Raw genomic sequence first — 16,613 nt, 5'->3', positions numbered from 1 at the left:
ACCGCTAATGATTAGAATTATCGCTAATCATTGGCGGTTTATTTTTTATACAATTATTTTCAATAACGATTTAAAAATAATATGAAAATTTAATAATGTAATTCTTTAATTTGAATGCGCTTATGATGAAAAAAATGTTTAACAGTGATAGAATAGCCGTGAATAGAGTTTTACATTTGTGTATTATTAGTGAATGATATGTATATTTATTAAACAAAAAGGGGGATTTTGTTGATGTGCACCCCAAAAGTTGTACATTATTATATTGTTTTTCCTAGGCGGAAAGTTTCCGGTATTGAACCGGTGACTTTCCGCCTAGTTTTGTTTTAATACGATGATTATTGTAATAATCAATCCATATTTTCATTGACGACATTAAATCTTCTTTAAAGTCATAATTACAGTCCATGATTTCAGCTTTCATAATATGGAAAAATGATTCCATAGGTGAGTTATCTATACAATTCCCCTTACGGGACATACTTTGAAATATCTTATTCTTCTTAAGCTCTTTTTGCCAGATATGACTTTGATACTGAGCTCCCTGATCACTATGAATTGTCGTTCTGTATGGTAAATCCTTAACTAATTGAATAACTTCTTTCAACGGTTTCATAACACAGTTCATATTTGGATGGCTGCTAATGTTATAGGATATTATTTCACCAGAAAATAAATCCATAATAGGTGAAAGATAAATACGATGATTAATATCACAATTTCCATATCTGAATTCACTGATATCAGTACAGAGCTTTTGATATGGTCTGTCAGTATTAAATCTTCGATTTAATTGATTTGATTTAAGTTTTCCAACCTGACCACGATAGGAATTATACTTACGTGTTTTTCTTGAATATGATGAAGATAGTAAATTATTCTTTTTCATTATCTTTAATACTAGTTTGTGGTTAACACGGTATCCACGATTAGTTAATTCTAAACACACTCTTCTATATCCGTAGGATTTATTTTTATCTTTAATATCCTTGATAATTTTAGCGATTTCAGCGTGCTTATCAGGCTTATTTTGGATTGATCTAATATAATAATAAGTACTTCTAGATATCCTTAATGCCTTTAGTATTAATGTTTTAGTGGTATGGTATTTCAGCCTTAGTTCGTCGATTATTTTAATAATTACTTCTGGTCTTCTTCGTCGTCTAAGGCCCTCAATTTTTTTAAGAAGTCATTCTCTATTCTCAACATTAAATTTTCTTCTTCAATCTTCTTCAATTTTTCTTTATCGGTATTAGTATTGTTTGATTCGGCTTTGTTAGTTTTCCTTTTTGTCATGGCTTTTCTTTCCCTTCGGGACAATAAACCATCAATACCTTTTTGCTCTAGTCGTTTTTCCCAAGTCCAGATAGTTGATGGAGAAGGAATATTAAAATGATAAGCTGCCTCTGGATAAGATGATTTAGTCGTTTTCATCCAGTTTAATATATATTGTTTCTCTTTGGTAGAGTATTCGATTATATTCTTTCTTTTTTTAAGACCATTTAGTCCATGTTTTTTGTAACTCTTAACCCAACATAAAACAGTATTTCTACTTTTAACTCCAAAGTTTCTAGCCACCATTTGCGATCCCATACCGTTTAGGTATGCGTTAATTACATTTAATTTATCTTCTACTTTATATTTAGACACAAAAAAACACCCCAAAGTTTTGTACAAACTTTGGGGTGCAGTGCATGTATGCCTTATGATAAACTTCATTTTAGTAAAAAGAATGAAAAGAAGATTCTTAAGAAGGTAAAGAAACAATGGGTCGTTGCATCCATGTCTGTATTAGCTTTACTTAGTGGTGGATTTGCACTAGAAGGATCAATTGTACATGCAGATGATCAAGGTGGTAGTGATGCCAACGTAACTTCAGCAGTTGAAAGCAAGCCCGTTGATAATGCTTCAGCCACTAATGCTAATCAAAGTGGTGCATCCAATGTTGAAAGTGCCAATCATTCTGATAGCGTGGCCACTATGAGTGCTAGTCAAAGCAATCTTCCCACGGCTAGTTCAACTAGCACTGATACAACAAATACTGATAATGATGCAACTAACCAATCGTCAGCTAGTGTTGATACTAATACTAGTTCCGCAGCAAACAGCAGCTCAAATAGTGCCAGCAGCACTAATGCGGAATCAAGTAGCGCTAGTAGTGATGCGCAAAGCAGTAGTAGTAATGATGTGCAAAGTAGCAGTAGTAGCAATGCCCAAAGTAGTAGTAGTAATACCCAAAGCAGTACTAAAGATGATTACATAACTGCTAGTTCATCGAATCGTGATAAGTCAACTAGTTCAGATTATCATTCAGTCACCAGTAGTGCTAGTGCCAAGTCGACTAGTGCATCTAGTAGTTCAAATGCTAGTTCAGAAAATAGTACTACGAGTTCATCTGCTAGCTCTACAAGTGGCAGTGATAGTAGTAGTGCGTCTGGAACTAGCTTGAACGGTAGTAGTAGTGCTAGCAGCAGTAATGTAACTACATTAAACGTTTCAAATGACATTTTGAGTATTGATGACGCAAACTTAAGTGTTCGTTTAGCAACTGATACGGGAAGTACTGGTTCACAAAGCTCTGAGACTGCAGCATTTAGTAATGGGTTCTCAGCTGCAGTTGCGGCGGCTGCCGGTGGCAGTTCTGTAGCTACTAGTGCAGATAGTGAATTTAATAGTGGGGTGCAAGCATTTTACGCCGCTAATGCGGGGGCAATTTCTGCATGGAACTCCTTGCATCCAGATGATTTAAAATCTGCTAACTCTACTGACACCTTTGCATCTAATAATGCTTACTATGCCAATGGATTTAATGCGGTTAATGATGCTTATAGTACTTATAATAGTTTGAACTCTGGTGCTGGAACTCAGTCTGGGTCATCAGTTTATGGCACTAGTGCATCTGCTACTACATCTAATTTTGCTAGTGGTAGTGTTGATCGGAGTAAATCCGCTGTTGTGGTTAATTCACCTTCTGACTCTGCGGAAGCCACTTCTGGTAACGATGTGCAAAGTGCATCATCTGGTAACATTAGTTTAGCTAGTGACTCCGCTGAAGGCCAATCAGCTGCCTATAATTATGCTGTCGACTTCTTCTTAAGTCGGCAAGGAGCTTACGATGCTGAAAGTGGGCGTTGGAATGGAACCGATAAGAATGGTAGTTTTTCAGCTCTTGATGCTACTAAAAATTCTAATAATCCATATGTTCAAGCATATAACGGGGCTCAGGCAGCCATTGATGATGAGAATAGTGGTGGCTATCGGTCTGTTAATGCCTTGACTGGCAATAATAGTGTTAATTATTCCTATGGATACAATGACGTTGCAAATAAGGTTAATAATGGCTATGTCGATGCGCAAGGCAATAAAACATATATTTACTTTGCGGCTAATCCAGTGATGCTTGATAGTTATCTAGCCGATTCTGCTAATAATGGCCACCAAAGTGAAATTAGAATTACCAAGGATATGCAAAGTACTTCTGGTAGTAGCTCTGCTAGTTTAACGGGGACTGATACCTACGTAACGGTGAATGGGCAAAATCACGTGGTTGATTTAACGACCATGCATAATAATCCTTTTAATATTAATTTGACGATTGAAAACTTCGCTAAGATGTATGGAACGAATGTTTATGGTCAAATCAATATGTATAACTCCACAACTGGTTCCCTAAAGTATAAAAACATCAACTATGAAGGCTCACAATTATTCTACGGGTCATCGGTACCCAACGTTTATATCGATGGTGGCGTCAACGTCATTAGTGAAGGGCAATACACTAGTATTTGGGGCTCTCGGAATACTGATAACTATAATCAACAAAACCTTGAAGTTACTAACCTGGAGGTATTACCAGGCGCTACCTATAATGGTGAAACGCAAGATGGTAATGTAATTGAATTAGGTGGTAATTTAATTCTAGATGCCGGTGCTAAGATGATCTTACGGCCAGGTGGTAGTGGCGGTGAAAATGCCGGAAGCTATGGTAGTTCAGGAAACAAAGGAATTGCGCTAAAGGGTTCTGGTGCTAATGTAAATATTAGTCAAGGGGCTGATTTATCAATCGTCCCCAAAGATAGTGGTGCTGATGCCATCTATACGGCTGCTGGTAGTAACATAAATGTTAATGGTGGTTCAATTAACATTGTTTATAATCAAAATCCGAATGATACTAATCCCACTAACATCCAAGGTTCAGTCACGGTCCAAAATGGTGGTTCGCTAACTACTCATGCTACAAAGGGAGTTACGAATTACGGTGGTAACTTGATTAGTGTGGCTGGGAACTTAAATGTTATTAATCGGGGGAACCTTTACGTTTATGCAGATGGTACCAATACTAATGGTGATTTGACACTGTTTAGTAATTCAGGGAATGTTTTAATCAACACCCCAGGAAATAACATCGTTTTTAGTAAAAACGGCTTGAATAATGATGGAACCGGTACTGCAGCAGGAACGTTCTTTAAGAACACTGGAAACATCGTTGCTTATTCTGCCAAGGGTTCACTTGACGGTAAGGATACCGGTTCTGCTCAATCCATGATTAAAGTCTTAGGTAATGGCAATGTTGTTTACTACAAATACGGCCAATCCGATAATCAGGCCCAATATACAACTTTAAATAATTTTAATAACAGTAATTCTAAATTCTTAGAATTTACGGCGGTTCCAACTGTTTACTTTAGTGGATTGCCACAATTAGCAGCAGATAGTAATACAAAGAGTGGCTATGACGTTGTGGCCAATGTAAAGTTAAGTAATGTTGAAGATTCAAATGGCTATGTCTACTTAAGAACCACTACTAATACTGCTGACGAAACACCAACGGGATCAACGACCATGTTGAGTGATCCAGATCAACAAACTGGTAATGGTAGTGATAGCGACTATCGGAATGCTTATACGGTAAAGGTTCCAGTTAGTGCCTTTACTCAAAATAGTGATGGTTCCTATTACTACAAATACGTACAAACTTTAAACACGACTAATACAGCCCCAACATCGGTTACGATTGATGCTCAATACGGAGTTACCAATCAAAGTGCCACCATTAGTGACAACAATGGTAATACCCAATTTACCAGTACTACGCATAACCCTAGTACTAGTGCCGTTACTAATAATACGGGGAATGCTACTGGGACATTAGCTGATAATGTAATCGTACCCAATGATTCTGATAAACAAGTTAGCGCTGCTGATTCGGCAGCTAGTGCCGCTGCACAAGTAGCTAATACTGCTGGATCAATGAATACTGGTTCATATTCATTAACTGCATCATCGGCTTCTGCTGCCGTTGGATAGTACCGCACAAGTGTTTAACTCAATGTCGAATGTAATTAGTAGCAGTTCATCCGCTCAACAGAATCCATCATTTGCTTCTGTTAAGTCAGTAATGGACGCAGCTAGCCAATCATTCGCTAAGTATCAACAGTCTGCTAGCGCCCAAAGTAGCCAAATCGTTGCCGATAATGATGCTGCAGCTAGTGCTGCAGCGCAAGCCAATAGTCAAGCGTTAGCCGCTAGTCAACAAGCATCAATTGCAAGTAGCGTTAGCGCATTGATGGCTTCTTATAATGCATCTGCCGAAAGTGCGAATACGTACGTTAACCATGACTCAATGGTGGCACTTTCGGAACAAGCATCGACGGCGGCAAGCAATGCTGCTGTTGATTCTAGTAATGCAACGGTAGCACTTTCTAGTGCCCATTCTTATCAATCTAACGCTTCAACGGCTGCTTCTAAAGCTATTGATAATCAAAATGCTGCTAATGCAACTTTATCATCAGCTCAATCTGCATATAATCAAATCATCAATCCAAGTAGCGAAGCAACATCAGCTAATTCAACTGCATCACAAGCCGCATCAGCAGCTAATTATGCAACTAACGGATCCTCTAATGCCGCTGCTGCCTCAAATCATGTTTCGAATTATAATCAAGCACGGAACGATGTTAATACGATTTTTAATAGTCTAAGCGTTATTTCCACAGGTATGAGTAGTGTTTCTACATCGTTAAATGATATTTTGGCCAATAATCCGGGCTTGGGTAGTATAGCTAATAGTGTTAGTGCCGCAGCTACGTCGGCAAACTTTTTGGCGTATAATGTTACAGGATTATCACTTTCTGACAGTGTTAATAGTACTGATAGCGGGATAGCTAGTGCTTATGCTGCAGCTAGTAGCGCTAATATCGCGGCTAGTAATGCGGCTGCGGCTGCGGCCAGTAATTCTGCATTAGCATCTTCAGCACTTGCTAATCATGATAGCTCAGCTGCTCTCAAATATGCGGATTTAGCTAGTCAAAATGCTAGTCAAGCTCAACAGGCCTCATCATCTGTTGACAGTGCGAATGTGGTGGCATCTAGTTATGATGCACTTGCGCAAAGTCAATTATCTGCTGCTAATAGTTATGCTAGTGAGGTCACTAGCTTACAATCGGATGTTGGCTCACTTACTTCTGCTGCCAAAGTGGTTATGAACGGTGGTTCTTCAACTGCATCAAACGCTAGTAACTCAGCAGAACAAGCAATGAGTGCAGCTAGCTCAGCGGCATCAATTACCTATAGTACTGCTTCTGCAACTGAATCACTTATTTCAGGCATTACTCAATCGGCATCATCAATCGCAGCTTATGTTACTAATACAAGTAGTGCTAGTACAAACATTAATAATTTAAGTTCAAGTATTGCGGCATTGCAAAAGGCTAATCCTAGTAATTCAGTTGTTAATAGTGTGGCGTCCTTAATTAGTAGCGCTAGTAGTGCGATTGCAGCTGCTTCAGCAGATATTTCCAGTGCATCTTCAACTGCTAGTGTTGCATCTTCAACCGCTTCCACTGCTGGTTTAGCTGCCCAATCAGCTACTTCAGATGCCAATAAGCAAGCATCCATTGCTAGTTCAGCAGCTGTGTTAGCATCTAGTTATGCTTATGCTGGTAATTTATCATCTGCTCAATCGGCATCTAATATTGCTTGGGCTGCCGATTCAAGTGCACAAATTGATTTTTCAACTGCTAGTTCTGCACAATTAGTAGCGTCATCTCAAGCTAGTGTTGTATCTTCGGTATATTCGGTTGCTAGTTCTAACAGCATCATAATATCGAATGCCAATCAGAATGCAACTAATAATTATCCGACTGCTACTAATAATGTATCGGTGGTTAATTCCATTATGAGCAATGCTAGCTCTGCTTATCAAACCACATCTACATTTGCTTCTCAAGCTTCATCAGATTATTCCAATGCTAGTGCTCAAGCATCACTTGCTAGTGCGGATGTAATAGCCACTAAATCTTACTCTGCAGCGATGAATAGTCAATTTAGTTTATTATCCTCGGCAGTAGGTACGATTGAATCTCTTGCTAGTAAAGCGCCTAGTAACAGTGCACTGAAACAAGTAGCCTCAGTCGCTCAGTCTGCTTATCATGCAGGAAATGCAGTTTATGCATTTGCTAATTTGGATTATCTTAGAAGTGACTTTGCCAATTTATCAGCTGGCAATATTGATAGTAATACTTCAATTGCTAATAATAAGGCGCAGAGTCAAGCGGCAGAGGGATCAAATAGTTATGCGGCAATCTCTAATGCGGCTGCAAAGGGCGATAGTTCAACTGCGCAGTCTATTTATAGCTCACTAGTTAGAAATAATTTAAGTGGTGCATCTAATGAATCTAGTGTTGTTGCTAGCGCAAGTTCAGCTTCATCAGCTAATGCTACTGACATTATTAATTTTGCGAATGCATTTGCTAGTAGTGCGAATGTGGTTTTATCTGCTAATAGTCAGGTTCAGTCAGCGCTTGATTTTGCTAATTCAATTTTCAATGCAGGAGTGTCGGCTGCCAGTGCGGCAGCTAGTGATCGTGATGCAACTAGCTCAGCGGCTAATTCAGCAAATAGTGCCGTTAATGATAGTAACGGAGTGAATAGTTACAACAGTAGTGCCAGTCAGTTTACTAATCAGACTAGCACCACTGTAAGTAACACGCAGTCGAATCTGAATTCGATTGCTACTAATAGTACTGCAACCAGTCAATTAGCTAGTGATAATGCTAACAATACAGTTGTAAGTAGTGCCAACAGTGCAATTACTGCCGCTGCTAGTGCTGCTAGTACCGCTGCTCAATCCGCTCAGGCTGCTAATGATAAGGCTCAATCAAACAGTAAAGACGCATCATCATATGCATCCCAGGCCAGTGCTGCTGATGCTGATGCGCAAAGTCAATATGTAAAAGCATCGAATGCTGCTCAATCAGCTTCCGATATGGCTAACAGTGGTGACGTTAGTGGAGCGCAAGCACAAGTTTCCATTGCTGCGGCTGCCCTCAGTGCTGCACAAAATGATAATAACATTGCTCAATCAGCTCATACATCTGCTAGTACGGCAGCTAGCAATGCTGCTGATGCTTCCAATGCAGCGGTCGATGCAGCTAGTCAAATTGCTAGTGCAGCTGGAACCATTAGTAATGCTTCCAATGCCGCTAGTCAAAACGTAGCTAGTGGGAATGCTGCTAACCAGATGGCTAGTTCTGCGACCGTGGTAACAGCTAGTGCTGCTACGCATACTTCAGATGTTGCAAAGCAAATTAATGCTAGTTCATCAGCTGTTAATGCGGCGGTTAGCCAAACTAAAGCTGATAGTCAAACTACAAGTTCGAATGCCATTAGTGCAAGTTCAGCTGCACAATTAGCTAATGCGACTAATTCAGCTAATTCGAACAACTCCATCATTAGTAACGCCGCTAGTCAAGCCAATGATGCTGCTCAATCGGCTGCCAGTGCTAATACGCAGGCTTCCAATGCCTATGTCAATGCTCAATCAGCCCAAAGTGTATACATGTCACAAGCAGCACTAGCTGCCAGTGCGGCATCAACTGCTAGCTCTGCTAATGTTGCTGCTCATTCTGCCTCGGTTGCTGCTAGTGACTTTGCTGCTAGTGGGGATACTAGTCATGCTAGTTCGGCAGCCGACATCGCAAGTAATAATGCTGCAATTGCTAAGCAAGCAGCAGCGGATGCTGATAAGGCCAATGCAATTGCTGAACAGGCTTCAAGTGCAGCCAGTGCCGCTACATCAAGCGCTGATTCCGCAAGTTCTATGGCTGATCATGCTAATACAGTGGCTCAAAGTGCTAATCAGACTGCATCTAACGCTGCTGAAGGACTACGGGCTAGCGCCAATGCATCCAATGCAGCCGATACTGCTAAAACGGATGCCAATTCAGTTGCTGCGGCAACCGGTGATACTGATCAAGCTAATCAATCTGCTGCTAGTTACTCATCCGAAACGAGTGCAACTTCGCAGGCAACCAATGGCAATGTAAGTATGGTTAGCTCTGCTACCGATGCAATTACAGATATGCATAATCACAATGCTGATAATACAGTGGTTACGAGTGCATCCGATGCAATTGCTAGGGAATCAAGTGCAATGCGTTCTGCTTCAACTGCTGCCACTAATGCATCAAGTATTGCTCATTCAGCGAGTGTAGTAGCGAGTGAAAAAGCAGCGGATGCCGATCAATTACCTGCGTTTGCAAGTAAGCAGGCATCCATTGCCAATTCTGCTGCGGCCCTAGCTTCTAGTTATGCTAACTTAGGGGATGGTAGCAATGCCGCTAGTCAAGCAGCGATTGCATCTGCGGCCAAGGACCGTGCTGAATCAGCTAATGTAACTGTTCAAAGTGATCGGACGGCAGCCCAAACCGCTGCTAAGGATGCATCGAATGCATCGAGTGCAGCGATTGAAGCATCGAGTGCAATTGCCAGTGCCGCTAAAGCTGCTAGCGATGCCGCTAATTCAGCTAGCGCTAATATTGCAGCTGGCCAAGGTGCCAATGATGCCGCTAGTTCAGCGCATGTCCAAACTAGTAGTGCCGCCCCAACTGTATCTAAGGTTGCCAGCTCAATTAATGCCGGTTCATCATCGGTCGATGCTAATAAACAACAAATTAATAGTGATAGTAATGCAGTTAACAGCCATGCTAGTGATATCAACAGTGCTGCTGCTTACATTAACAGTTTAGCCTCCGTCCGGCCTGATGATTCTAAGATTGCTAGTGCCAATTCAGCCGCCATTAGTGCCAGTGCCGTCGTTAGTGCCGCTGCCAGTGATGCGAATACGGCGAATGCTGCTGCTAAGGATGCTCAGGATAAGTATACTGCTGCCAATTCAGCTGTTAACCAAGCTAGTTCCGCTGCTTCCGCTGCCGAATCAACGGCGGCGAGTGCTTCGTATGCCGCTAGTTCATATGCCGCTGCTGGAGATCCTAGTCGAGCAAGCTCTGCAGCTAATGCTGCCAGTGATGCGGCAAATAATGCTTCAACAGCTGTTAATTCAGCTAATTCGGCAAGTAGGGCCGCTAGTGAAGCCGCCAGTGCATTAGCAAGTGCAGCTGCTAAGGCGGCGAGTGCTAATGCAGTTGCTAGTGGTGCGGACCAAGCTGCTCAAAATGCTAGTCAAGCTGCTAGTGAAGCGGCTGATGCTGGGTATGGTTCTGCTGCTAGTGATGCTGGTAAGCAGGCAAGTAATGATAGCGTACAAGCCGGTCAAGCGGCCGGAAGTGCTACTATTAACGGTAATGATGCATCCCTCAAAGCCAGTCAAGCTGGCCAATCAGCTAGTCAAGCCGCGATGGCAAATCAACATACTAGCTCGGCGAATGCATTAGTTAACAGCTTAGCCACTAATAACCAGTCCAACAGTGTCGTTGCCAGCGCCGCTTCAGTAACGGCCAGTGCAATGACAACCGCTAGTTCTGCAGCATCTGATGCTAAGGTTGCGGAAAATGACGCTACCAGTGCTAAGAGTGCTGCAGATTCAGCCGTTGCCAGTGCCAAGGCAGCATCAACGGCGGCTTACTCTGCTAATTCCACGGCTCAATCCCTAGCTAAGGTAGCGGCCTCCGCCCATGGGGACAACGCTAAGCAATTGGCATCCCAAGCCGTTAGTGCTGCCGCTAATGCTGATGCTGCATTATCAAGTGCCCAAACCGCTTCGAATGCTGCTAACCAAGCGGATCAAAGTGCCACCAGTGCTGCATTACGGGATACCAATGACAATACGACTGCTTCTGCAGCCGCACTAGCAGCTTCCAATGCTGCCAATGACGCTTCGAATGCCGTTGCCAATGGAGTCACTAGTGCTAACAATCTAGTTTCAAGTGCATCCAATACGATTAGCAGTGCCGCTGGAGTTGGGAGTCAAGCCATCGTTGATACTGGTAAGGATCGTGACGCCACCACGGCTCAATCAAGTACGGCTAGTGCGGCGACCTCAAGTGCTAGTGATCACGCTAATCAGGCCAATGACGATGCTCAAGATGCGGCTAGTCTAGCATCTCAAACGCCTGATAATGGCCAATTGAAGAGTGTGGCCACGATTGCTAGTCAAGCGGCTTCTAACGCTAGTGCTGCCGTTGGCGTTGCTAACCAAGCATCTAAAGATGCCTCGACTGCATCGTCTACTGCAGCTAGTGCCGCCGCCGATGCTGCGAGTGCTAACGGCGACATTAGTAGTGCCAATGCAGACTTTAGTGCCGCCAGTGCCGCTGAAGCATCCGCTGCTAAGGCTAACAACGTCGATGCGGCATCCAGTGCCGCTGCAAAAGCCGCTTCGGCCGCTGTTCGGGCCCAACGAGATGCAGATCAAGCATCCGCTGCCATTGCTGCGGGATCATCCGCGATTGCTGCGGGTTCTGATGCCGCTAGCCGGGCCAATAGTGCCAACGATACGGCTAGCATGTTCGCAGCCCAAGCCCACTCCGCAGATAGTACCGCTAATTCGATTTCGAGTTCATTGGTCAGTTTGAACTCAGCTCAACAATCTGCAGCATCTAGTGCTGGTAACAGTACCGCCGCCAGTGCGGTCAGTGTTGCTAAATCAGCATCCAGTGCAATTAGTGGTGAAACGAGTTCAACGAATCCAGATGACAGTGCGGCTAGCCGTTATGCTCAATCAGCTAGTGCATCAGATAGTAATGCCAACGTTTCATCCAGCACGGCTAGTGCAATGAATCAACAAGTGAGTCAAATTGCGGCTGCTAACGCTAATAATCAATCGGTTGTCAGTGCGGCAACACAAGCTAGTTCCGCTAATCAAGTGGTTAGTTCTGCTGTAAGGACTGCCGATGTTGCTAACCAAGCTGCTGCGACTGCTAAGTCCACTGCTGATGCTGCTAATCATGACATTCAACAACAAAATTCACTTGCTCAATCAGCAGTCAACACGGCACAACAAGCCGCTAGTCAAGCTAGCTCCGCTTATGCCGCTGGGAATACGAACGCCGGTGATCGGTATGCTCGCCAAGCAAGTAATGCTGCTAATTCAGCCCAAGTTGCAAGCAGTGCCGCTAGTTCAGATTCCACTGCCGCTAGTCAAGCAACTCAAGATGCTTCGCATGCTGCAACTACGGCTAGTTCCGCTTCGGTTGTTGCAAGTAATGCGGCCAACCAAGTTCAATCAGCGTTGAATAATGCTGCCGCTGCTGCCAGTGCGGCCCAAGCATTGACCAACGGACCTAAAAAGGATGCCAGTGATGCCGCTAACGCAGCAGCACAGGCTAGTTCAGCCGCTGCTACTGCTAACCAAGCGCATCAAAGCGCTACTAGCAACAACACTGATACCAGTAGCTATCAACAGGTCGCTTCAAAGGCCGCATCCAATGCTAGTGATGCTAGCGTCGCTGCTTCGCGAGCCCAATCGATTGCCAACACGGTTAAACCAGGGGATGCTGCCATCAGTGGGGATGTTTCAGTTGCTAGTTCGGCTAAGCAAGTTGCATCTAGTGCCGCCCAAGTGGCCAGCAATGCCGCCAGTGCTGCGACGGTTGCTTCCAACGCGGTAAGTAGTGCTAACGCTGCAGCTAGTGCTGCTAAGTCAGCCGCCAGCAATGCTGCCAGTGCTGCAGCTAGTGCTGCTAGTACGGCCGCCAGTGCAGCTGCTACCGGTAACAGCTCTGCTGCCCAAACTGCTAGTGCAGAGGCATCCAAGCAGGCCTCCATTGCCACGAGTGCGGCCAGTTCCGCTGCAAATGCGCAGTCAATTGCTGATTCAGCTAACGCAACCATCAACACGGCTTCTAATACGGGTAGTTCTGCCGCCAGTGTTGCTAGTCAAGCCAATGCGCAAGCTAGCTCCGCTACCGACGATGCCCAATCACGTGCAGCTGTAATTAATTCTGCAGATGGAACACTAAATGTTGACCGGGCTCGTAGTGCGGCTAGTTCCGCTAATAGCTATGCATCTGCAATGAGTAATTATAACCAGGTCACTTCGAGTGCTAAAACGGCCACTGATCAAACTACTACGGGGACCAGTTCGGCTGCGAATACTGCTAGTTCGGCGACTGCTTTGACCAGCTCCATTGCCAAGGACTTCCCAAGTAATTCAGCCCTACAAAGTGACGTTAGTTCGGCTGCATTAGCCAATAGTGCGGCTAGTTCTGCTAGTGCCGACGGGCAAGTTGCCGCCAGTCAAGCTAGCGTGGCTTCAGATACGGCTAGTTCTGCTACGACTGCCGCTTCTAATGCGGCTTCAATCGCTAGTTCGGCTGCCCAAGCTGCCGCTTCAATCGCCAGCAATGCAAATCCATTTACGCCATCCGATTCAGCAACGGTTTCGCACTTAGCTTCACTTGCGAAGTCTGCTAATGATACGGCTTCAGCCGCTAATCGGGATGCTAGTAACGCCGCCGATGCCGCTAAGTCAGCATCGAACCGGGCAAACACGGATTCATCCCTAGCTAGTTCCGCTGCGGCTGCTGCCCAAGCTGCCCAAAGCAATGCCACTGCTACGAGCAACGCATTACGGGATGCTGCGAATGCTGATACGGATGCAAGTAAAGCGGCTAACCAACACCAGGCGGTTGCTACTAGTGCTAACAGTGCATCTAGCATTAATAACCAAGCCAATCGAGCTGCCAGTCAAGCTAGTGTTGCGAATAGTAATACCGCAAATGACAGTGCTTCGGTTGCAAAGGTTGCAACTCAAACTAACATCTTAGCAGCCGGGAATCCATCCAATGCAGCCGTTAAATCAGCGGCCACGGTTGCAAGCTCCGCAGTGTCAGTTGCCAATAGTGCTACTAACGATGCCAGTGTTGCTAATTCAGCTGCCCAATCGGCTAGCCAACAAGCTAGTGCTGCCACTAGTACGGCTCAATCAGCTAATTCAGCTGCTAGTTCCAATGCTAGTCAAGCGGCTAGTCTAGCTAGTGCTGGAAACGAACCAGCCGCTAGCCAAGCTAGTGCTCAAGTTGCCAGCTATGCTGCTGCTACTAGTGCTAATATGGATCAAGCCAGTCAAGCGGTTGCGACCGTTTCAGCCGCTAACCAAGCGGCTACTAGTGCAGCCAGTCGGGCCCAATCAGACGAAAGCCTTGCTTCCGCTGCATTAGCAAGTGCTAGTTCAGCGAGTGTCGCCGCAAGTAATGCGGCTGCCCAACAGTCCAGTGCGCTGAGTGCGGCTGATGGTTTGAACCACAGCGCAAATGCTGGTAATCAATCAGCCAGTGTTGCTGCTTCAGCCGCTAGTTCCAACAATAATGATGCGTCATCCCATGCCAGTGCTGCTAGTGACGCTAATAATAGCGCCCAGGACAATGACCGCGCCGCTTCAATTGCTGCTTCGAATGCCAATGGCGATGCCAGTGGGGCACCAGCTAATCATTCGGCTCGCTCATATGCCTACTTAGCTAACTCTGCATCGGCAGTGGCTAGCTCTGCCGCTAACCAAGCCAACAGTGCTAACTCAGTTGCGCAAAGTGCTAAGTCCGCTGCATCCAGTGCTAATAACCGGGCCAGTGCTGATTACAGTAACGCCAGTGCCCAATCGAGTGCGGCTGCTCATTACGCTTCAATTGCCACTAGTCAGGCCATTAATGGTGATTCCGCTGCTGCTTCAGCTGCTGAAGCCAGTGCTAACAGCGCTAATTCAGCAGTCCAATCCTATGCTAATGACGGGAGTGCCGCCAATACGGTTGCGGCTAATAATGCCGATATCGCTAGTTCAGCTCAATCCGTTGCGAGTGTTAACGCAGCAGTAGTTAGTTCTGCTACGGCGACTGCTCAATCTAACGCTTCATTAGCGTACTGGATCACGCATCTATCCAACCCCGCCATTCCATATGCCGCCCAAACTAGTTCAGCTTACAGTAGCGTCACTGCTACGACTAACGGCAACGGGCCCGCTGGATTTGCCGGCTTTAATCGTAATAACCTAGCTGCCAGCTATGCTGCGAATGCTAACTCAGTAACTTCGTTGACCGTTAATCCAGCAGACTCTGCTCAACAACAAGCTAGCTATGCAATTGCTGAAGCTAGTCGTTACAGCAACAGTCCATCCCTAGCTAGCTATGCTGCCCATAACAATTCAGTGGCCAACGTCATTGCCTCGGCTTCGGCAGATGCAGTGGTGGCTAATCAAATCGCTAGTTCGGCCGCCCAAGCTGCTGCAATGGCCATTGATGCGGCATCCAGTGCTACTAACGTGGTCAATAGTGCCAACGCAGCGGCTCAAGCAGCCAAGAATAGTGCTGCGATCGCCTACATGAATGGAGATATTGCCACTGGGAACAGCTTAGCGGCCGCCGCTAGTTCCGCGGCCAGTGTCGCCTTGAGTGCAAGCTCAATCGTTGACAGTGCTAACATGCAACTGGTCGATGAAACCTACATTGCAAGTAGTGCCGCTCAGCGTGCCCAAAGTGACTATGCAACCATCATTAGAGCTGCTAAGTTGATCTTTACGGTTAGTGCCACTAACGAAACGCCAGCAAATGCTAAGACTGTGGATTACTATCACATGGGATTAGCGGATGCCAAACGTGGTTATATGTATGATGATCATCATGATGCCCAACCAACCTATGCGGGTGCATACGATGGTTATATGGATGCGTTCAATGGGAAGGAAGCTAAACGGTACTTTGAAGACCGTGCTGCCATTTATCAATCCGATTACGCTAAGGCTTACCGGGTCGGCCGGGCAGCATACAATGAGGCTAAACGAGTTGGGGCCAAGGCGGCTCGAGCTGATGATCTAGCCCGCGAAAATCTAGCTGGTGAATCAGCCGGATTCAAGCGCGGATATGTCGATGCCTTTAACGCTGCTTTGCGTAAGAAACCGGTTTATATTTACAATACCAAACGGGTCTTCCTACATGATTCAACTGAATTTGTCCGGGGCAACCGGATCAAGAAGTATAAACATGAACCTCAAAATCAAGTGAATGAATTTAAGGTCAAAAAACTGGTCATGACTAGTGACGGGACCCTTCGTTACTACGTCGTTGGGCACTTGACCGCTGATGATAATCTCAATCGCGGTTACCTCACGACTAGTCATGAACGGATCGTGAATGCTTATTACCGGCAAGATGAAATGGACGCTGCCAATAGCCATACGGTTAAGGTCATTAACCGGGCTGGAGCGCGGTTGCATAACCATCTTAAGTTCGGCCAAGGTGGGCACTTTTATAAGAAGGGCACCAAATTAAAAGTCGACCATGTCGTTAGATATAAGGGCTTGACCCGATTCTATATTGATAAAAATCAATATATTACTGGTAATAAGAAGTTCGTTAAGTTCATTTAATGATGTTAAAAATAATATT

General features: G+C 44.9%; 4 protein-coding genes. 2 read left to right on the top strand and 2 right to left on the bottom strand.

Annotated features, from left to right (window positions below; all coding sequences use genetic code 11):
- Nucleotides 1–274: 274 nt before the first annotated feature.
- Both R4146_RS01370 and R4146_RS01365 read right to left on the bottom strand, forming a co-directional pair.
- Nucleotides 275–1,129, bottom strand: coding sequence for an IS3 family transposase (locus R4146_RS01370; RefSeq protein WP_339960627.1), 855 nt, complete (start codon nucleotides 1,127–1,129; stop codon nucleotides 275–277).
- Between the two features lie 11 nt (nucleotides 1,130–1,140).
- On the bottom strand, nucleotides 1,141–1,650 hold the full coding sequence (locus tag R4146_RS01365; RefSeq protein ID WP_339959675.1) for a helix-turn-helix domain-containing protein: 510 nt from the start codon (nucleotides 1,648–1,650) through the stop codon (nucleotides 1,141–1,143).
- A gap of 48 nt (nucleotides 1,651–1,698) precedes the next feature.
- Here R4146_RS01365 and R4146_RS01360 point away from each other — a divergent pair, with 48 nt between their 5' ends.
- Nucleotides 1,699–5,307, top strand: a complete 3,609-nt coding sequence (locus R4146_RS01360) for a beta strand repeat-containing protein (protein WP_339959674.1) — start codon at nucleotides 1,699–1,701, stop codon at nucleotides 5,305–5,307.
- Nucleotides 5,300–16,594, top strand: a complete 11,295-nt coding sequence (locus tag R4146_RS01355; RefSeq protein WP_339959673.1) for a DUF5776 domain-containing protein — start codon at nucleotides 5,300–5,302, stop codon at nucleotides 16,592–16,594. Before R4146_RS01360 ends, R4146_RS01355 begins: the two co-directional genes overlap by 8 nt.
- Nucleotides 16,595–16,613: the final 19 nt, after the last annotated feature.

This window comes from Nicoliella lavandulae, assembly GCF_037546185.1.
GTDB classification, from domain to species: Bacteria; Bacillota; Bacilli; order Lactobacillales; family Lactobacillaceae; genus Nicoliella; species Nicoliella lavandulae.
This window is presented reverse-complemented; position numbering and strand designations above follow the sequence as displayed.